15 protein-coding genes are annotated in these 18,546 nt (G+C 73.3%); 8 read left to right on the top strand and 7 right to left on the bottom strand.

Going from position 1 to position 18,546, the window contains the following annotated elements:
- Positions 1-4: 4 nt before the first annotated feature.
- Together ACFWW8_RS25235 and ACFWW8_RS25230 are read left to right on the top strand one after the other, a co-directional pair.
- Positions 5-1,165: a DUF1152 domain-containing protein gene (locus ACFWW8_RS25235; RefSeq protein WP_386531534.1), complete on the top strand. Its 1,161-nt coding sequence runs from the start codon at positions 5-7 to the stop codon at positions 1,163-1,165.
- A 1,084-nt stretch (positions 1,166-2,249) separates the two neighbouring features.
- On the top strand, positions 2,250-2,498 hold the full coding sequence (locus ACFWW8_RS25230) for a hypothetical protein (protein WP_386531533.1): 249 nt from the start codon (positions 2,250-2,252) through the stop codon (positions 2,496-2,498).
- Between the two features lie 87 nt (positions 2,499-2,585).
- On the opposite strand, the gene ACFWW8_RS25225 is transcribed toward ACFWW8_RS25230, so the two are convergent.
- A complete protein-coding gene (locus ACFWW8_RS25225) occupies positions 2,586-5,612 on the bottom strand; it encodes an SGNH hydrolase domain-containing protein (protein WP_386531532.1) in 3,027 nt (1,008 codons plus the stop codon).
- Positions 5,613-5,626: 14 nt separating this feature from the next.
- A complete protein-coding gene (locus ACFWW8_RS25220) occupies positions 5,627-7,354 on the bottom strand; it encodes a glycosyltransferase family 2 protein (protein WP_386531530.1) in 1,728 nt (575 codons plus the stop codon).
- Positions 7,355-7,737: 383 nt separating this feature from the next.
- Here ACFWW8_RS25220 and ACFWW8_RS25215 point away from each other — a divergent pair, with 383 nt between their 5' ends.
- Entirely contained in the window at positions 7,738-8,703 is a 966-nt protein-coding gene (locus tag ACFWW8_RS25215) for a TAXI family TRAP transporter solute-binding subunit (protein ID WP_386531528.1), read from the top strand.
- 61 nt (positions 8,704-8,764) lie between these two features.
- Here the strand turns inward: ACFWW8_RS25215 and ACFWW8_RS25210 are convergent, their stop codons facing one another.
- The 3 genes from ACFWW8_RS25210 to ACFWW8_RS25200 all read right to left on the bottom strand — a co-directional run bounded on the left by ACFWW8_RS25210 (position 8,765) and on the right by ACFWW8_RS25200 (position 12,414).
- A complete protein-coding gene (locus tag ACFWW8_RS25210) occupies positions 8,765-10,144 on the bottom strand; it encodes an ATP-binding protein (RefSeq protein WP_386531526.1) in 1,380 nt (459 codons plus the stop codon).
- Complete coding sequence (locus ACFWW8_RS25205; protein ID WP_386531524.1) at positions 10,141-10,908, bottom strand: response regulator transcription factor; 768 nt, start codon at positions 10,906-10,908, stop codon at positions 10,141-10,143. The genes ACFWW8_RS25210 and ACFWW8_RS25205 overlap by 4 nt, the downstream gene beginning before the upstream one ends.
- 114 nt (positions 10,909-11,022) lie before the next feature.
- Positions 11,023-12,414: an MFS transporter gene (locus ACFWW8_RS25200; RefSeq protein ID WP_386531522.1), complete on the bottom strand. Its 1,392-nt coding sequence runs from the start codon at positions 12,412-12,414 to the stop codon at positions 11,023-11,025.
- Positions 12,415-12,748: 334 nt separating this feature from the next.
- Here ACFWW8_RS25200 and ACFWW8_RS25195 point away from each other — a divergent pair, with 334 nt between their 5' ends.
- The 3 genes from ACFWW8_RS25195 to ACFWW8_RS25185 all read left to right on the top strand — a co-directional run bounded on the left by ACFWW8_RS25195 (position 12,749) and on the right by ACFWW8_RS25185 (position 15,063).
- Positions 12,749-13,720, top strand: coding sequence for a zinc-binding dehydrogenase (locus ACFWW8_RS25195; protein WP_386531521.1), 972 nt, complete (start codon positions 12,749-12,751; stop codon positions 13,718-13,720).
- Between the two features lie 102 nt (positions 13,721-13,822).
- Entirely contained in the window at positions 13,823-14,110 is a 288-nt protein-coding gene (locus ACFWW8_RS25190) for a hypothetical protein (RefSeq protein ID WP_386531519.1), read from the top strand.
- A gap of 371 nt (positions 14,111-14,481) precedes the next feature.
- Complete coding sequence (locus ACFWW8_RS25185; protein ID WP_386531518.1) at positions 14,482-15,063, top strand: hypothetical protein; 582 nt, start codon at positions 14,482-14,484, stop codon at positions 15,061-15,063.
- Between the two features lie 338 nt (positions 15,064-15,401).
- Here ACFWW8_RS25185 and ACFWW8_RS25180 read toward each other — a convergent pair whose 3' ends face one another.
- The gene (locus ACFWW8_RS25180; protein WP_386531517.1) at positions 15,402-16,625 is read right to left on the bottom strand and encodes a helix-turn-helix domain-containing protein; all 1,224 of its coding nucleotides are present in this window, start codon (positions 16,623-16,625) and stop codon (positions 15,402-15,404) included.
- The gene (locus tag ACFWW8_RS25175; RefSeq protein ID WP_386531516.1) at positions 16,618-16,833 is read right to left on the bottom strand and encodes a hypothetical protein; all 216 of its coding nucleotides are present in this window, start codon (positions 16,831-16,833) and stop codon (positions 16,618-16,620) included. Before ACFWW8_RS25175 ends, ACFWW8_RS25180 begins: the two co-directional genes overlap by 8 nt.
- A 439-nt stretch (positions 16,834-17,272) precedes the next feature.
- Between ACFWW8_RS25175 and ACFWW8_RS25170 the strand changes: the two genes are divergently transcribed.
- Positions 17,273-17,548, top strand: a complete 276-nt coding sequence (locus ACFWW8_RS25170; protein ID WP_386531514.1) for a hypothetical protein — start codon at positions 17,273-17,275, stop codon at positions 17,546-17,548.
- A 600-nt stretch (positions 17,549-18,148) separates the two neighbouring features.
- Positions 18,149-18,418 carry a hypothetical protein gene (locus ACFWW8_RS25165; protein WP_386531513.1) on the top strand — a complete coding sequence of 90 codons (270 nt, stop codon included), beginning with the start codon at positions 18,149-18,151 and terminating at the stop codon, positions 18,416-18,418.
- The last annotated feature ends 128 nt before the right edge of the window (positions 18,419-18,546 follow it).

Below are 18,546 nucleotides of genomic sequence, written 5' to 3'. Positions count from 1 at the left end.
CGGCATGACACGACTTCTCGTCGCGGCGGGGGGTGGCGGTGACGCCATCACGGCAGCCGTGCTCCACACGGCTCTGCACGGAGCGCGCACCCCCGCGCTGGTCCTGACCTACGCCTGGGAACGCCTGGTCGTCGACCCCGTCCCGGGGCCGCGCCGGGCCGCCGACTTCACCGGCACCGAACCGGCCGCCCCGGGCCTCGTCCTGGTCACGCCGCAGACCCGGCCGGTCGCCCCGGCGGGCTCGCTGCTCCCGCGCCTGGCGGCCGGGCTGGGCCCGCGGCTCGGGCTGCTCGACCCGTACGACGGAGCCCGCGGCCTGGCCCGGCAGATCGACGCGGCCGCCCGCTGGTGCCGGGCCGGGCGGATCGACCTGGTGGACGTCGGCGGCGACATCGTGGCGAGGGGTGACGAACCCACCCTCCGCAGCCCCCTCGGCGACGCCCTCGCCCTCGCGGCCTGCGCGGCGACGGGCCTCCCCACCACCGTGTACGTAGCGGGTCCCGGCCTCGACAACGAGGTTCCCCCGACCGAACTGCTGCCCAGGCTCGGCGAGCCCGCCTTCGCCCTCACGGCCGCGCACACCGAAGGGGTGCTGCCCGTCTTCGACTGGCATCCGTCCGAGGCGAGCGCCCTGCTGGTCGCGGCCGCCCGCGGGGTGCGCGGGGTCTGCGGGACGCGGGACGCCCCCCGCCCCGTCCTCCTGGACGACTCGGCGTGCCGGGTCCACCGCCTCACCCTGAACCGCGCCCTCGCGCTCAGCCCCCTCGCCCGCTCGCTCGCCGGCTCCACCAGCCTGGACGAGGCCGAGGCGGCCTCCCGCGCGGTGTGCGGCTTCTCGGAGATCGAGCGGGAACGCCACCGGGCGGCCTCCGGCCCCGGGGCGGTGCGCCCGCCGGGCTCGTCCGGGGCCGGAGACGGGTCCGGTGCCGAGGCCGGTGGCAGAGCCGGTGCCGCGGCCGGTGCCGAGGCCGCTGAGGCCGTCCTGGCCCGGTTCGCGGCTTGGGAGCGCGAGCTGCTCGCCGACGGCCTCGCCTACGTCACCTCCCGCAGGATCACCGAGGAGCTCGGCCTGACGATCCCGCAGGCCCGGACCCTGTTCGACAGGCTGCGCGCGACCACACCCCCGCGGCAAGCCCCACCCCTGTGGCGGCTGGGACGAGCGTGACGGTACGCCCCGTAGCGGGGTGGCCGGCCGCCCCCCACTCCACGGTGTCCGTGTGGACGGGCGGTCTCCGTCCGTGGGAAGCGGCTACGACGCTGCTGGCCCAGACCCGGAGGGGCAGGGTCCGGGGCTCGGCGCCGGTCTGCTCCCGGGGCACCTCGTCCAGGTCCGACCCGGCGATGCTGTGCGTCTTCGTGCCGCCTTCGCTGCACAGTGCCCGCACCAGGGCTGTCGACGACCCTGCTCGGTCTTCACGCCCTCCTGGGCACGGCCGGGTTCGTCCTCGGCGGCGCACTGATGATGCTCCTGAGCAACCCCTCTCCGGCCTCGCCCCCGGCCGCCACTGGCCCCCCGCGGGCTGGGCCGCCCCGGGCCGGCTCTTCCCCCCGGGCGTCTCCGGAAGCCTCCTGCGCGCCAGTGCCTTCTTCGACGGCGCGGACGCCGGCCTCCCCCGCCCTGGTCCTCGCCCGCTGGACCGCCGCAGGCATTCCCTCACCCCGCTCGCCCCGCTCGCCGACCGGCGCGGCCGGCGCACCACCGCGCCCCGCCGGGTAGTGCCCCGTCACCCACATGAGGGTTCGGCGTCGCGGTGGGGCGGGCGCCGATACGGTCGTGGAACGGCGGCCGCTCGAACCAGTCGGCGAGCACCGCCTGTGCGGCGACGGACGGCCCCGAACCGTCCGTCGCCCCCGTGGCCCCGGTGTCGAACCGGGGCCACGTACGGGGGGAGAGGCCCCCGGTCCACTCCGCGGGGACGCCGCGGGACGCCGTCCTCAGGATCCGGCTCGTCCTGGATGACACAGCGTCACCCGAACCGGTCCTCACCGCACGTGTCGGGGCGGTCGTGCCCGAGGCCCCGTACCGTCCCGGCTCCGCAACCCCCGCGGGCGGACGTGCACGTCACGGCAGGTCGGCGGCCTCGACGTCGGATGGGCAGGGTGCGGGCCTGCGCGCCCGGTGCGATGAACCCACCTGTACGCTGCGCTCCGCCATTGGAGTGGCGGGCCGTTTCTCGTGACGTTCCGTGACGTTGAACCGGCCGACGCGTCCTTCCCGGCGCGTTTCCCGAAGATCCATTGGAGTAGTCATGCGCATGCGCTCTGCCCTCACCGCCTCCGTCCTGGCCGCGGGCATCCTGCTCGGAGGCGCCGGCGCCTCCCTGGCCAACGAGGGAGTCGAGGGCGAGGCCTTCTCCGGCGGGCACGCGAGCTTCGCGTTCACCTGCTCGTCGGCGGCCGCCGTCCCGGCGAAGTTCGGCCCCGTCTGGACCTCGACGTGCTCGGGCGAGGGTGAGCGGGACCACGCGGAGTACGGTCACTTCACCGGTCGCGTCTGACACGGACAGCACCGCAGGGCAGCCGACGCGGTCGCGTCGGCTGCCCTGCGGCGTTTGCGCCCGTGGCGGGCCGGCCATCCGGCCCGGCTATCCGGCACCCGCCCGGGCAGAGACGGTGACGTGGTCGACCCGCATCGGACGGCCCGGCTCGGTCGCGGGGCCCGCGGTCGCTCCGTCGGCCTCCGGGAGCTTGCCGCCGATGGCCACGTTGAGGATCAGGAACACGCCGTGGTCCACCGCCCGCCGCCAGGTCCCGGCGTCCATCCGGTCGGCGCTCACCCGGTGGTACACCCGGCCGTCCAGGTACCAGCGCACTTCCTCCGCGCCGGGTGTGCGGTCGACCTCCACGGCGTACGAGTGGAACGCGGTGCGGCAGTCCGGGCACGGCTGCGGACCGGACGTCAGACCCACGGGCTCCGCGCACGGGCCGCCGCCCGCGACGCCGCAGTGCATCGAGCCGAAGACGGTGTCCCGCCCGTTCACCGACTCCATGACGTCGAGCTCCCCGACACCCGGCCAGCCGGTGTACCCGTCGCGCAACGGCGCCCCGAGGGTCCAGAACGCCGGCCAGTAGCCCGCGGCCGCGGCCCCGGTGACATCGGGCAGTGCGATCGAGGCCTCGATGCGCAGGGTTCCGCCGGGCGGGGCGGCGAAGTCCGAGCGCCTCGTCTCGATCCGCCCCGAATTCCACGCGCCGTCCTTCCGGGTGGGGACGATCTCCAGTGCGCCCTTCCCGTCGAGCCGGACGTTGTCGGTGGAGTCGGTCATGGTCTCGATCTCGCCTGTGCCCCACTGCGGTGCGGGGCAGCCCGGGTAGCAGGTGCCCACGTCGTGGATCCAGTCGACGGCGGACGGGGGGCTGCCCGCGGGGCCGTCGAAGTCGTCGCGCAGCAGCCGGGTCCACCCGTCCGCGGCTGACCCGGACGGGGGCGTCCCCGCCGGGGTCCGCGCCGGGAGGGCGCCGGACTCGGTGAGCAGCCGCTCCAGCCGGGGCGTCAGCACGACGGCGGCCACGTTGGTCAGGTGGGCGTCGTCCCGGTAGAGCAGGATCCGGTCCACCACGGCCGGGCAGGTCGGGCCGTCACCCGGGCACAGCACCGGGTTCACGCTGATGCTCCGTACGCCGGGCAGCGCACCGGACGCGATGCGCAGGGCCAGCGGATCGGGCTGCCGGGAGTCCGCGCGGCTGAACGCGCAGGCGCCGGGGGAGTCCGGGCTGCCGGACACGCACGCCGGGACGTCCGTACCCGGTACCGGGGTGTCCTCGATGTAGACGATCGGTGCCCCGAGGGCCCGCAGCGGCTCCAGGGTCTTCTCCCAGCCCTCGGCCAGGACCTTCGCGTCGGCGGTGTACCGGTTGAGCGAGGCGATCACGATGAGCCGCGGCTTCGGTTGCTGCCGCAGCCGCTCCAGGGCGTCCGCCCGCCAGAGGTCGCACTCCCGGTACGCCCGTCCGAGCTGGGGGCTGTGCACCTCCAGCCGGGCCAGCGGGCAGCCCTGCTTCACCAGTTCCTGCAGCGCCCAGCCCCGCTCGGCGGCCAGCGCCAGCATCGGGGAGAACCACTGGCCGGCGTGCGAGTCGCCGAGCAGCACGATCCGGTCGGGGCTGTCCACCGCGCCGAACAGGCACTCCGGGCTGCTGGTCACGGCCGGCGCGACCTCGCACGGCGCGTCCGGCGGGAAGTCCTTGCGCGCCTGCAGGGGGCTCGGGACCACGGGGCCGCCGGCCGGCGGCGCCCCGGCGGTCCGGGTCAGCAGCGAGGGGCCGGAGGCCGCGCCCGGGGGCAGGCCCTTCGTGTCGCCCGGGGTGGCCGGGCCCAGCAGGTGCAGCGTCGTGCTGCCCACGACCAGCGCCAGTACGACCGGCAGCACGATGGCCGAGACGCCCACGGACAGGCCGCGCCGGGGGAGTTCGGAGACCGTGCGGCTGCGCCGCAGCGGCTGTTCGACCCAGCGCATGGTGGCGAGGGCGGGCAGGACCGCCGCGAGGGTGAGGGCGGTCCTGGCGGGCCAGCCGAAGGACCCGAACCGGGCCTCGGCCAGGACCAGCACCGGCCAGTGCCACAGGTAGAGGTTGTACGAGAGCCGTCCGACCGCGCGGGGCGCACGGCCCGCGAGGAGCCGCCCGACGCCGTACGCGCCCTGGACGTCGCGCTCGCCCCGGCCGGGTATCGCGGCGAGGATGACGGCGGCGGTGGCGAGGGTCGGCACGAGCGCCGCGAGGCCGGGGTACGGGGTGGAGGCGTCGTACGACACGACGCACCAGCCGATCGCGGCGGCGCCCGCCCAGCCGCAGAGCAGCCGCAGCGGCCGCGGGCCGCGCATCAGGTGCCAGGGCAGTAGCGCGAGCAGCGCGCCGACCCCGAACTGCCAGACGCGCGAGAGTGTTCCGAGGTACGCGAGCGACACGGAGGAGCCGGTCCAGTACAGGGACAGGGCGAACGAACCGAGGACCAGGGGCGCCGCGACGAGCGCCACGGCGGAGCGCACGGCCCGCCCGCGACGGACCGCCCGGGCCGCGCAGAGCACGATCACCGCCAGCAGCGGGGCCCAGAACAGGTAGAACTGCTCCTCGACGGCGAGGGACCAGAAGTGCAGCAGCGGGCTCTGGCCGTGCCCGGCGGCGAGGTAGTCGGTCTGCTGGGCGACGAACCGCCAGTTCGCCACGGACAGCGCGGACGCGACGACGTCGTATTCCAGGTCGGCGCGGCGCAGCGGTACGGTCAGCCAGGCTCCGGCCACCGCCACGACGCCGAGCACCACGGCGGCGGAGGGCAGCAGCCGGCGGGCGCGCCGGGAGAAGAAGTCCCCGAGGCGGATCCGGCCGGTGGTGACCGCCTCCCGGACCAGTAGCCCGGTGATGAGGTAGCCGGAGATGACGAAGAACACGTCCACGCCGACGAAGCCGCCCGCCGTGCCGGGAACTCCGGCGTGGAAGGCGAGCACCGCCAGGACCGCGACGGCGCGCAGCCCCTCGATGTCGGGGCGGAAGGCGGAACGGTGCGGGCTGGGTCCGGACTCGCCGCCGGAGCGCGATCCGGACGCCGGAGGTCCGGGCGGCTGCGCGCCGCGCCTCCGGCGGTGACGCAGGCCGGGTGCCACGGGGAACGACATGGTGGTGACGCCTTTCAACTCAGCCAGGGAAGCATCGGGTTGACCCACCCGGATGCCAGCAGGCCGGTGAGCAGGAGGACCGCCGAGGCGGCGAGGGTCTCGGGCCAGCGGCGGGGGAGCATGCCGGTCCGGGAGCGCAGGGTGCCCCGTACGCGGGTACGCAGGGTTCCGGCGGCCGGGTGCCGGGCCGCGCGGGCCGTCGCGCGGCGGGAGCGGGCCGCGGGGCGCAGTTCGGCCGTCAGGTCCCGGATCAGCGGGACGTTGATCTGGCACTGCACCAGGAGGTAGAGGAGCAGGCCCCAGTTGGGCTCCCAGCCGTTGCGGGCCACGGCCAGGGCGAGGCCGGCGGCGGCCGCGCCGTTGGACACGACGAGCCAGACCAGGGAGACGGCCACCACCCGGCGGGCCATCCCGCCGGAAGCCGTCGCCCCGCGCGCACCGGTGGGCACCCAGGCGGCGCTGCGGCCCCGCAGGGTGTGCAGGAACGCGGTCGCGGCGGCCACGCTCGTCAGGACGTTCGCCCGGATCACCTCCACGCGCCAGCGGGTACGGCTGATCCGGGGCAGCAGTACGTGCCAGAGCCACAGCGGGGCCAGCAGGGGCAGCACGTGCCAGGGGCGGATGTGGTCGGGGTACCAGAACATCATCACCAGCGGCGGCAGCGGCGCGGCGAAGGTGTTCACCGCCGTGGTCAGGTATCCGATGATGCCCTCGTAGAAGCACAGCCGCATCCGCCAGGGCGCGCGCATCCGCTTCAGGACGGGCGTGCCGAGGAGGTGGAGGTTGCCCATCGCCCACCGGTACTGCTGGTTGACGAAGGAGGTGAGCTCGTCGGGGGAGGTGCCCTTGGCCACCAGCACCGGTACGTACAGGGTACGGAACCCCTGCTCGTGGAGGGCGAGTCCGGTGTACAGGTCCTCGCTGTGGTCGAGCCGGGCGAAGCCGCCGGCCAGGTCGATCGCGCTGCGCCGGTAGACGGCGTTGCTGCCGCAGCAGATGGCGGCGTCGCTCGCGTCCCGGGACGGCTGGATCCAGCGGAAGAACCACTCCTGGGCGGACCCGGCCGCCCGCTGGATCCAGTCCATCGTCTCGTCGGTGTCGAAGCACTGCGGGCTCTGCACGATGCCGACGGCGGGATCGGCCAGGTAGGGCACGAGGTGGCGCAGGAAGTCCGGCCGCGGCGCGAAGTCCGCGTCCAGGATGGCGATGAACTCGGCGTTGCTGAGGGCGAGCGCGTGGTTGAGGTTGCCGGCCTTCTTCAGGTGTCCCCGGTCGGGACGGACGACGTACGCGTAGCCGTACGAGGCGGCCAGCGCGGCGACTTCGGGGCGGTCGGCGTCGTCGAGGACCCAGACGGTGAGCGCGCCGGGCCAGTCGACGGCCGAGACCGCGCGGTAGGCGTTGGCCAGTACGGGGAGGGGTTCGCCGCAGGTGGGGAGGTACAGGTCGACGGACGGGAGGTCGGCGGGCCGCCAGGCACGGACGAGCACCTCGTGGGACTGCCGGGTCAGCCGGCGCTGGCGCAGGCTGTTGACGGAGGAGAGCGCGAGGGCGACGACGTTCAGCCCGAGGACGGCGAGGAAGGCCCACAGGGCCGGGGTCCGCAGGGCGAAGGTGAACATGGTCGCCGCGGTGAACACGAAGGCGAGCGAGGTACTGACCAGGACCCAGCGGCGCTGCGGGCCGAAGTACCAGTAGAGCTCCTCGTCGGATGGTGGTTGCGGAAGGTGATGCACGGTCATAAAGGCCCCCACGGCTGTCTATGTGCCCGTTTCAGGTGGCCCACCCTAATGCCAAAGGTATAGACCACTAGTCGGAGAGTGGGGCAACGGGCCGAATGAGACACGGAATTGGCGAATCCGGAATGGTCCAGACCTCTGCCCCGACGTCATTCGAACCGCAGCACCCGACCGGCCCGGGAGGGTGCGGGCCACGCGGGGGTGAACAGTCCCGGAAGTCTTGCGCGCCCGCGCAAGCGCCCGCCCCGGTGCCGGGTCGCAGTGGGGCGGGGCGCGGGGCGTGTGTGCGGCGGGGCGCGTGGCGTCCGCATGACCGAGCGGCGGGCGTCGGTACGTCCGGGGGCCGTGTGTCCCCGAGGGTCCGGAACAGTGGTTAGGCTTCCGCCGTGACCAGCCCGGAGTGGAACCGCCGACGGGTGGTGGGGGCCGGACTCGGCGCCGCCGCGGCGCTGTCCGGCTGTGCGGGCCGTCCCGGCCCCCCTCGCCGGCTGCGCCTTGCGACCGGGCCGGAGGGCGGCCCGTACAACGCGTTCGGCAGGGCCCTCGCCGAGGCCGTGGCGGCGGACGGCGGCCCGCTGGAGATCACCGCGGTCGGCACGGCGGCAAGCGTCGACAACCTGCGGAAACTGGACGACGGCTCCGTGGACCTTGCCCTGGCCATGGCGGACGTGGCCGAGGGCGCGGTGACGGGACGCGAGCCGTTCTCCCGGCCCGTGGCGCTGACGGCGCTGGCCCGGGTCTACGTGAACCACACGCACCTCGTCGTTCCGGCGCGGGGACCCGTACGGGCGGTGGCGGACCTCGCGGGCCGCACGGTCGCCTCGGGGGCCGAGGGATCGGGGGTGCAGGTGGTGGCGGACCGGGTGCTGCGCGCGGCCGGCCCGGGCACCGGCCGCGCGCCGGTCCGCGAACGGCACCTGGGCCTCGACGCCTCGGTGGACGCACTGCGCGAGGGTTCGGCCGACGCGTTGTTCTGGTCCGGCGGCGTACCCACGCCGGCGCTGTCGGAGCTGGCGCACGGGCTTCCCGTGCGGATGCTGCCGCTCGACGGCTACGTGGGCGCGCTGCGGGAGCGGTACGGCCCCGTGTACTCGGCGGTCACCCTTCCGGCCGGGGCGTACGGGCTGACCGAACCGGTGGGGACCATCGGGGTCGGCAACTACCTCCTGGCCCGCGCGGACGTGCCGGACGGCGTCGTACGCGATCTGCTGCGGGTGCTGTTCGGCCGGTGGCGCGACCTGCTGCGGGAGGTGACCGCGGGAGCCAGGCTGGAGCCCCGCTTCGCCATCTCCACCGGGGCGGTCCCGCTCCACCCGGGCGCCGTCGCCCACTACCGGTCCGTGTACGGCTGAGCGGCTCCGGCGCGAGTGGGGCCGGGGGAGCCGGGTCGGGGGGCCGGGGGGAGCGGGCGGATCACGGGGGCCGGAGCCGGAACTCCACGGTCAGGCCGTGCGGCGCGTTGCCGGCGACGTGGAGCCGGCCGCCGCCCGCGCGGGCGATCTCGTCGGCGATGGCCAGCCCCAGCCCGCTGCCGCGAATGTTCTGGTGCTCCGGCGCGCGGGCGAAACGCCGTACCAGCAAGTCCAGTTGGTCTTCCGGAACGCCCGGGCCGTCGTCCGACACCCGGACCACCGCGTCCCCGTCCGTGCCGCGTGCCGCGCACACCGACACGCGGCCGCCGCGCGGCACGAACTTGACGGCGTTGTCGAGGAGCGCGTCCAGGATCCGGCCGGCCGCGTCGGGCAGGGCCCGGGCCGCGAGGCCCGCCGGAGGGCACGCGATCGTCAGTTCCAGCCCGGCGTCGCGGAAGACCGGGGCCCAGGCGTCCACCCGTTCCCGGACGGCCCGGGCCACGTCCTGCTCATCCGGCTCCGCCGTGCCCGACTCCACCCGGGCGAGGGCCAGCAGTCCGTCGAGCAGCTCCTCCAGCCGCTCCGCCTCGTCCAGCGCGCGGGAGTGCTCGGTCCGGCCGGGGCCGGGCGCGAGGTGCGGCTCGACGTTCTCCAGCTGGAGCACGAGCGTGGCCAGCGGATTGCGCAGCTGGTGGGAAGCGTCCGCGACGAAGTCGCGCTGGCGCCCGATGGAGGCGGTCACGGCCTCCGCCATGGTGTTGAAGTGCCGGCGCAGACGCCGCAGTTCCGGTGGTCCCGTATCCGAGGCGGCCCGCGCCCCCAGGCTGCCGGCGGTGAGTCCCTCCACCGCCCGGTCCAGGTCGAGGACCGGCCGCATCAGCCACCGCGAGATCCCGGCCGCCACCAAGGCCGCCGCCGCGAAGGCAGCCACCGCCGCCACCGCGATGAGCGCCCAGCGCACCGTCACGTCCCGGCGCGCTGCGTCGGTGCGAACGGTCATCAGGACCGCCCCGCTGACCCGCTCGTCCCGGCCCACCGGCTCGGCGAGGACGGCGGTCTCCGGCCCCCAGGGCCGGATGACGGGCAGCAGGTCGGTGGAGCGGCCGGTGAGGGCCCGGCGCCGGGCGTCCGACACCGCCGAGGAGGCGACCGGTGCGTCCCCGCTCCCGGCCCGGGCCACCGTCGCCCCCTGCGTGTCGACCACGACCACGCCGGCTCCGTACAGCTGCGCGTACCGGCTGATCTCGGCGGACAGCTCCGCACGGTCGGCCTCGGTGCGCACCCGGTCGGCCAGGTCCGCGAAGCGCACGGCTTCCGAACGCCGGTGCAGGAGCAGGTGCTCGGTGCGCCCCCGCGCGTAGGCGTCGGCCAGGGGGACGCAGAGCAGCAGCGCCGCCACCCCCATGAGGACCGTCAGCACGGCGAGGAGCCTGCGCCTCACCGCCCGCTCCGCCCGCCGCGCTCGTCCCGCCCGCGGTGCTCGTCCCGTTCGCCGCGCTCGTCCCACTCGCCGGGGGCGGACGGGCAGCCGAGCTGGTAGCCGAACCCGCGGACCGTGCGCACCAGCCCGGAGCGGCCGGTCTTGGCCCGGATGCCCGCCACGTGGACGTCCAGCGAGCGGGAGGCGGCGAGGAACGCGTCGCCCCAGATCCGGTCCAGGATCTCCGCACGGGAGTGGACCTCGTCCGGCCGGGCGGCCAGATGCGCCAGTACGTCGAACTCCCGGCGGGTCAACCGGACGTCGGCTCCGGCCACCGTGACCGTCCGCCCCGCCAGGTCCACCTCGACGTCGCCGGCGCGCACCGTCCTGCCCTCCCCGCCCGAGGACCCCTTCCCGGAGCGCGGGGTGCGCGCGTCCGTCCGGCGGCGCACGGTGTCGATGCGGGCGATCAGCTCGGCCATGCGGAACGGCTTGACGACGTAGTCGTCGGCTCCCGCCCGCAGACCCTGCACGATGTCCCGCTCCTCGCAGCGGGCGGTCACCACGATGAGGGGCGCGTCGCAGACCGTGCGCAGGAGGCGGAGCAGCTGAAGGCCGTCCAGGTCGGGCAGGCCCAGGTCGAGCAGGACGAATTCGGCCTCGTGGGCGTGGCGCAGGGCGTCCAGGGCGCGGCCGACCCGGCGGACGGTGTGCCCGCGCTGGGCGAGCGCCGTGCCGAGGGCCTGGGCCATGCGGTCGTCGTCCTCGACGAGAAGCGCGTGCATAGACAATTCCTCGCGGCGCCCGGCGTGACGCCCGGCTCGTGACGTGCGGACCTGTGCCCCTGGATCCCGGGGCAGCAGCTTAGGGGAGCCGCCGCCCCGGGTCATCGGGGCCGGTCAGCGGGCGGGCTCCGCGGCGGCCCGGTCCGCGGGCCGGTCGGTGGCCTGGTCCGCGGCGCGGTCCTCGGCTTCGGCGCGGCTGAGCGCGGCGTTGCGGGTGTCCGGCATCAGGACGTACGTCACGAGGGACACCAGAGCGCAGCCGGAGACGTACCAGAAGAACATCGACTCGCGGCCGCTGTTCTTGAACCAGAGCGCCACGTACTCCGCCGTGCCGCCGAACAGCGCGTTGGCGATCGCGTACGGCAGCGCCACCCCGAGGGCGCGCACCCGGGTCGGGAACAGCTCCGCCTTGACCGCCGCGTTGATCGACGTGTATCCGGTGACGATCACCAGGGCCAGGAGGGACAGTCCCAGCGCCGACCAGTACGAGGACGCCGATCCGAGGGCGGTCATGATCGGGTACGTGCCGACGGTGCAGCCCACCGCGAAGGTGATGAGCAGCGGGCGCCGACCGACGCGGTCCGACAGCATCCCGGCGAACGGCTGGAGGACGGCGAAAAGCGCCAGTGCGGTGAAGCTGACCAGGGTGGCTGTCGTCTTCTCCATCCCCGCACTGCCGACGAGGTACTTGGTGAGGTACGTGGTGTAGGTGTAGTACGCCACGGTGCCGCCGAGGGTCAGCGCCATGACCAGGCCGGCTTGGCGCCGGTACTGCCACAGCGCCTTCAGCGAGCCGCGCGCGGTGGTGTCGTGGGCCTCGGCGGACGCCTCTTCCCGGAAGGCGTCCGTCTCCTGGAGCCTGCGCCGCAGCCAGAAGACGACCACCGCGAACAGTGCCCCCAGGAGGAAGGGGATCCGCCAGCCCCAGCTCTCCAGCTGGTCCGTGGTGAGCGTGTGCTGCATCGTGATCAGGATGCCGAGACCGAGCAGCTGGCCGCAGGTCATCGACACGTACTGGAACGACGAGCCGAGACCGCGCCGGTTGCGGGCCGACGCCTCGGTGAGGTAGGTGGCGCTGGCCGCGTACTCGCCGCCGATGCTCAACCCCTGGAGCAGGCGCGCGAGGAGCAGGACGAGAGCGCCGAAGTACCCGGCCTGGCCGTAGGTGGGGGCCACGGCGATCAGCAGGGCGGCCACCGACATCATGGTGACGGTGAGCGTCAGGGCGCTCTTGCGGCCGTGCCGGTCGGCGGCGCGGCCGAGGATCCACCCGCCCACGGGCCGCATGAGGAAGCCGACGGCGAAGATGCCGGCGGTGTTCATCAGCTGCGTGGTCGGATTGTCGCCGGGGAAGAAGGAATCGGCGAAGTAGATCGCGAAGCTGGCGTAGACGAACCAGTCGTACCACTCGACGAGATTGCCGAGGGACCCGCCGATCAGGGCCAGGCGGCGCTTCTTGCGCTCCTCCGCGGACGACAGGGCGGGCGTGACGGTGGACGGGGGCATGGCGGCTCCAGACAGACAGTCAGACAGTCAGAGAGACAGACAGACAGGCAGACGGACGGACGGACGGACGGACGGTGGGCGGGTGGGTGGGGGCACCGGCGGCTCGTCAGCGGCGGTGCGGCTACCAGAGCATCGGGTCGCCTCCGGACCCGGACAAGGCCGGGCACGGAGATCTAACGTCCCGTTAAGGAAGTCCCCGGCTGCGACTCCTGCCCCCGCCCTGCCCGTGTGGCGGGTGCGTCGCGCGCCCGCTTGACCTCAACCGCGCTTGACGTTGGAGACTCGTGGCACGGGCATCGGAGAGACCGGAAGCCCGGGCGGAGGGACAAGCGCTATGCGTGCGACACAGGCGATCGAGTTCGGCGGTCCGGAAGTACTGGTTCCGGTGGAGGTTCCGGACCCCGTGGCGGGCCCGGGCCAGGTACTGGTCGCCGTGGCGGCGGTCGACACGATTTTCGTGGAGACCCAGGTGCGCAGCGGGTGGGGCCAGGAGTTCTTCCCGATCACCCCGCCGTACGTCCCGGGCGGCGGCATCGCCGGTACCGTCCGCGCCACCGGCGAGGGCGTGGACCCGGGGTGGACCGGCCGCCGGGTCGTCGCCTCGATCGGCTCCACCGGCGGTTACGCGGAGCTGGCCGTGGCCCCGGTCGAGGCCTTGGCCGCGGTGCCGGACGAGGTCTCCCTCACGGACGCGGCGGCCCTGGTGCACGACGGCGTGACGGCGACGAAGCTGCTGGACACCACGGCCCTCAAGCCCGGGGAGCAGGTGCTCGTCGTAGGTGCGTCGGGCGGCATGGGCACCGTACTGGTCCAGCTGGCCAAGGCCGCGGGCGCGCGGGTCGTGGGCGTGGCACGGGGTGAGCGCAAGACCGCACTGGTACGGGAGCTGGGTGCGGACGCCGTCATCGACGGCGCCTCTCCCGACTGGGCGGGGCAGGCCCGCGCGGCGCTCGGCGGCAGGGGAGCGGACGTCGTGCTGGACGGGGTGGGCGGCGAGATCGGCCTCGCCGCGTACGCCCTCGTCGCGGACGGCGGCCGCTTCTCGGCGCACGGCGCCCCGACGGGCGGCTTCGCCCCGGTCGACCCGGCGGACGCGGCAACCAGGGGCGTCCGCCTGCTCGGCATCGGAGACGTCCAGATGACGGTCCCCCAGCACGCCGCCTTCGCGGCCGAGGTCCTCCGGTCGGCGGCGGCGGGCGACCTCCGCCCGGTGATCGGCGGTACGTTCCCACTGGCCCGGGCGGCGGCGGCCCACGAGGCGATCGAGTCCCGGACGCTCCTGGGCAAGACGGTGATCACGGTCTGACGGGACCGGGACCGGGACCGGGGCCGGGGCGGGGCGGGCGTCGTCCCCGGACGCGGGCGGCGGCACCGGGCGCGGAACGCTCGAACGCGGACCCCGGCCGGCATGTCAGAGTGGCGCATGACCACCTTCGCCCAGCTCCGCAGGACCGCGCTCTCCCTCCCCGAGACCGGCGAGCACGTCACCTCCTCCGGCCTCGTCGCCTTCAGGGTGCGGGACACCTGGTTCGCGGCGACGGACGACGCCGGCCGCGTACGGCTCCGCCTCCCCGAGGCGGAGGGGGACGAGGTCCTCGGGGCGAATCCGACCGCGGAGCGTCTGACGCGGGGCGCGGCAGTGATCGGCGTACGCGTACCACTGGCCGACATCGACGGGCGGCAGCTCAACCAGTGAGCCTCCGCCAACCTGAAGTCGCAGGCCAAATGGCTGGTGTGCCCGATGCATTGTGTACGCGCTCTGGTCGTGGGCGGGAGTCCGCGGAGGAGATCGTCCGTCAGCGGCTGACTTCGACGTTCGTACGGGATTGCGGATGTCGTTGTTCAGGCCACGGAAGCCGAGATCGGCCAACGCGCCGGGCTGCGCCGGATCTCGCATCGCCTCGCTTCCGAGGACCAAGAGCATCAATCGCCTCTCCTGTTATGGCGTAGGGGCGCTACCCGAGTCGGGCACGTCCGCTTTACCTAAAGCAGCACTATGAGCGCGTGACTTTGGCTAACGTGACGTCACCAGGCGAGGGGCCTGGAACTGTCTGCAGGGGGCGCAAAATGCGTGTCATCGAGGGAACACCACAGGAGATAGTGAGTTACGAGCGACTGACTGGTGCCGTGGCGGAAGCGGTGCCCGGGGAGAACAGCGCCGCTCTACCGGACGACGAAGCCGAACCCGCGCGCGAGACCACCAAACCCGAGGGGTCAGTCTCTCTGGAGCCCGAGGACCACGTGGCTCTGATGAAGTTCATCTACGGACGCGCAGGCAAGAACGACCTGCGCGCCTATCTGACCGAGCGATTTATCATGCGGCTGCTGGACGAGGAAGACGTCGTCGTGGCCTTCGGCCGCTCCTCGAAGACCTTTGACGGCCTGGCCGACTACCTGATGATTCGGGACAACGGCCCCCAGCGCTACGGTGCCGTCGCTTACCTGCGCCCCAGCAACGGCGGCATGAGCGTGCGGCTCGGTCTCGACGACCTCGAGAAGCTTGGCGAGAAGAACAACGTCCACATCCAGTACCGCAATGTCGCACCCGCCGACCCCTACAAGATCAACTGCCCACTTGCCGACGAGGCGGCCCTCGAACTCGCCCTGCGCCTCATCCGAGCGGCCCTGACAATCGTACGAAGCGAATGATGCAGCCGCCGCCCTGGCAGGAAGACGGACGCTGACGCCAGAGCCGACACGCTGCCTGGCCTAGACTGCAGGGCGCCTGCGCCGTGCCCGCCGCCGGTATCGAGTGTGCTGTCGCGGGGCTCCCGACCCACCCGGCAAGATCACGCTCCCTGAGCTCAGGGTCCCCGACCACCTGGAAATCCGACCTTGCGGCCGCCGTCCGGCCCGCAAGGACCGGCGGAACTCCGCCGCTATCCGGCCTCCTCTCTACACAGAATCCGAAGAGGCCCTCATGCTTCGCCGCCAGCCTCCCCGCCTCTTCGAAGATCTCCGGTCCGGCGCCGCAGGGACGCCGGCGCTCAGACGATCGACTTGATGGTCTTCTCCACGTATCGCAGCGTCTCGTCGTTGACCTTGTTCATCTTGCTCAAAGTGTCGGGTTCGGCTGTAAGGAGCGCACTGATGTTGATGCTGCCCACGGCGAGGAAGCATCCCGCTGCGGTGAGGAACTCTCTGTAACGTCCTTGCGCCTCACTCCCGAGCGACTCCCAGTCCCGAGGCTCTGGCGGCAGACTCACCCTCCACTTCTCCAGGGCGTGGGTGCCATGGAGATGGACGTACTCCATGGTTGCCGTGGCACGATGCATAACGTCGATCATCGCGTCGAAGCCTGGCTGGGACTGGTTCAGAGCCGCTTCCGCAGCCTCGAGTTCGCTCCGGAGGCGCTCCTCTTCCCTCTTGTTACGGCGCTGCTTCACGACGTAGAAGCCGGCGCCCGCAAGCGCTGCTGCCGGGGCTGCGACCATGCCGGTGAGTAGGAGGACTCCCCCCGCCATGCCCGCGCCGCCCGCGGCGAGTGTGCCTCCTCCCAGGAGAGCCAGCGCCGCGTTGGTCGCGGCGACGCCGGACAGCGTTGAGATGGCTACTCCGGTGGAGGCCGTCCCGAAGAACGCGGCGGCGGTGAAGGCTCCGTAGGCAGCGGCGCCGCCCACTGCTGCACCGGCCGCGCTTCCCGTGGCGGCACCGCGGATCGCGTTGGCGATCCCGGCGGACATGGCCTGAATACGCATAGCGGTAGGGGTCTCGTCCACGCTCTCGATCTCGTCCTCACTCGGCCTCTCCGGCTCGGGCGCCCCGACGATGCTCTCGGCGAGCTCAACGAATCTCAGGAAGAACTCGTCGCGGACGACGTCGTGGACACGGTTGAAGGCTTCCGCGTCCCCTCGGGTGATCTTCGACCGCTCGGCAGCCTTCTCGGTGATCTGGGCGTGACGTCTTTTCGTCTCCGCGACTTGGTCGCGGAGTTTCCCCGGCCGCTGGCCCCGCTGGCCGGCGAGAGCTTTGGTTCGGTCCTCCGCCTCCTGCTTGAGCTGCTCGGGCGTGAGCGCGAGGGCCAGGGCGATCGCGGCCAGGCGATGCTCCCCGGGGCTGATGAGCCCTCGCTCGATCCGGGAGATCGAGACCGCGCCGCCTTTTCCGTAGTCGGCCCGCTCGGCCAGCTCTTCCTGGGTGATCACAGGGTCCTGGGCGTGGCGGTGCTCACGGATCACGAGGCCCATCGCCTCCGCGCTGAAATCACTCACCGGCTCCGGTCTCCCTGTTCAGCTTGCTGTGGCGACGCCACGAGGAGCCAACCTCGCGTATGAACTCGCCACCGGAGTTGAGGGCCTGGGCACCGTCTTTCGTAGCTTGTTTGAACGCCTTGATAACGACCGGGTCACGACGAACTTGGTCGGCGGTATGGATAGCGGCGGCAGCAGCGGCCAGGTGTTCGGCGTTGAGACGGGGCATGAGGGCGGACCTTTCGTGGCGGCTGGACCTGCACTCGCGCAACATAGCGTCACTTAGTGTCCAGTGTCCGCACTATGACCACACCCGTCGTACCCAAGGCACGCTCGACCGTCACGGATCCGACTGGAGGATCGGCCGTGGGGGCCCTGACCGAGCCGTGGAAGACGAGATGTGGGAGCAAACCGCCGCGGCGCGACCAGCTACACCGGTTGAGCACTGCTTCGCCCACGTCGAACTCGTGGACCCTCATCAAGCTCCGCACCGATCCAGCCCCGGCCACCCAACTCCTGGGCGCTTTACTCATCCTTACGAACCTCGAAATCGACCGCCGGCGGATGATCTACTCTGCGGACTCCCGCCCATGCCCAGCACGAGCACCCTCACAGCCGTTCGCACCAGCCCTGTGACCGGCGGCTTCAAGTTGGCGGAGGCTCACTGCGTGCGCCGTGCATGGCTCGCGCGCGCACCGATGCGGCTTGCCACCCGGGCCGAGGCCGGGGACGCCGTGGCCGCGGGCGAGGTCGGCGACCTGCCCAGGGCCATCGGGGGACCCGCCACCAGGGCGCTCGCCGGCGTCGGCATCACCACGCTCGCGCAGGTCGCCGGATTGACGGGGGCCGAGCTGCGGGCGATGCACGGCGTCGGCCCGAAGGCGGTGCGCGTCCTCACCGAAACCCTCGACGCGTCGGGACGTCCACACCGGCTCGCAGGCTGAAACCGGCGAAGAGCCGGCACGGGGGTCCGGTCCGCGTCCCGGCTCGGGGCGGCGGTGGTGGCATGTGGGGTGGGGGAGGGGTGCACGACCGTCAAAGTCCTTGAGGTGTAGCGGAGTTGACGGGTGTGAGAGCGCTGAACAAGTGGCTTGCCGGGCATCTGTGGGCGCACGTCCTGCTGTCGATCGGGCTCGCCACTCCGGTGGTCCTGGTCATCAGCCCCGGACGGTCCGTCGTGGAGGTCTCGTGCGCGCCGCAGCGGCGTCGCTCGGCGGCCTGGGCGTGCTCCTCACCCGGCGCCGGAGGGAACGGCGCGCCGCCCGTTCGTTCACCGAGGAGAGCGGCTGCATGCGACCCGGCACCGTTGGATCGCCCTGGGGCGCACGGTCGTGCTGTTCGGTACCGTCACGGTTCTGGTGGGCGTGTCGTATGGCTGACCTGGTGCGGCTTCCGGGAGTGCGGTGTGCTGCGGGAGATGGCCCGGGCGGTGAGGGAGGACTCCGGACCCCGTCCGGCTCATCGGTGAGTCGCAGGGTTCCGCCGCGCGGAGCGGGGCAGACGCAGGCCAGAACAACCGTACGAATCGAGCGAGGAGAAATGCCATGTCCGACGCTTCGGAGCCGGAACTTCCGGCGCCCGTCCCGGAGAAGCGCAACCCGGTCACCCCGGACCTGCCCCCGGTCGGACCGGGTGCCCCCGACCTGCCGGGCGCCGGTGGTGACGCCCCCCGGTCCGATGCCGACGCCGACGGCGAAGGTAAGGACGACGGCGACGGTACAGACGAGGCCGACGGCGCCGACGGGGAGCAGAAGGCGGACACGGGCGCGGGAGAAGGTTCCGGACGGGCCAAGGCCCAGGAACCGCCGGACTAGGCGGCGACGGCCCCTCCCGCCCCCGGCCTCCGATCCCCGGCCCCCCGGGGTGGCGCGGGGCCGGGGGTCGGGGGCCGGGGGGGGGACGGGGTGGGGCGGGACGGCGGCGCCCGCCGCCGCGGAGGAGG

The sequence above is a fragment of the Streptomyces sp. NPDC058701 genome, assembly GCF_042715295.1.
Lineage (GTDB): Bacteria > Actinomycetota > Actinomycetes > Streptomycetales > Streptomycetaceae > Streptomyces.
Note: the sequence above shows the minus strand (reverse complement) of the source record. Positions and strands in the feature narration are given on the sequence as shown.

Coding starts and splice junctions, on each gene's coding strand:
- ACFWW8_RS25235 (WP_386531534.1), top strand. CDS start 5: ATGACACGACTTCTCGTCGCGGCGGGGGGTGGCGGTGACGCCATCACG.
- ACFWW8_RS25230 (WP_386531533.1), top strand. CDS start 2,250: ATGCGCATGCGCTCTGCCCTCACCGCCTCCGTCCTGGCCGCGGGCATC.
- ACFWW8_RS25225 (WP_386531532.1), bottom strand. CDS start 5,612: ATGTCGTTCCCCGTGGCACCCGGCCTGCGTCACCGCCGGAGGCGCGGC.
- ACFWW8_RS25220 (WP_386531530.1), bottom strand. CDS start 7,354: ATGACCGTGCATCACCTTCCGCAACCACCATCCGACGAGGAGCTCTAC.
- ACFWW8_RS25205 (WP_386531524.1), bottom strand. CDS start 10,908: ATGCACGCGCTTCTCGTCGAGGACGACGACCGCATGGCCCAGGCCCTC.
- ACFWW8_RS25200 (WP_386531522.1), bottom strand. CDS start 12,414: ATGCCCCCGTCCACCGTCACGCCCGCCCTGTCGTCCGCGGAGGAGCGC.
- ACFWW8_RS25195 (WP_386531521.1), top strand. CDS start 12,749: ATGCGTGCGACACAGGCGATCGAGTTCGGCGGTCCGGAAGTACTGGTT.
- ACFWW8_RS25190 (WP_386531519.1), top strand. CDS start 13,823: ATGTCAGAGTGGCGCATGACCACCTTCGCCCAGCTCCGCAGGACCGCG.
- ACFWW8_RS25185 (WP_386531518.1), top strand. CDS start 14,482: ATGCGTGTCATCGAGGGAACACCACAGGAGATAGTGAGTTACGAGCGA.
- ACFWW8_RS25175 (WP_386531516.1), bottom strand. CDS start 16,833: ATGCCCCGTCTCAACGCCGAACACCTGGCCGCTGCTGCCGCCGCTATC.
- ACFWW8_RS25165 (WP_386531513.1), top strand. CDS start 18,149: ATGTCCGACGCTTCGGAGCCGGAACTTCCGGCGCCCGTCCCGGAGAAG.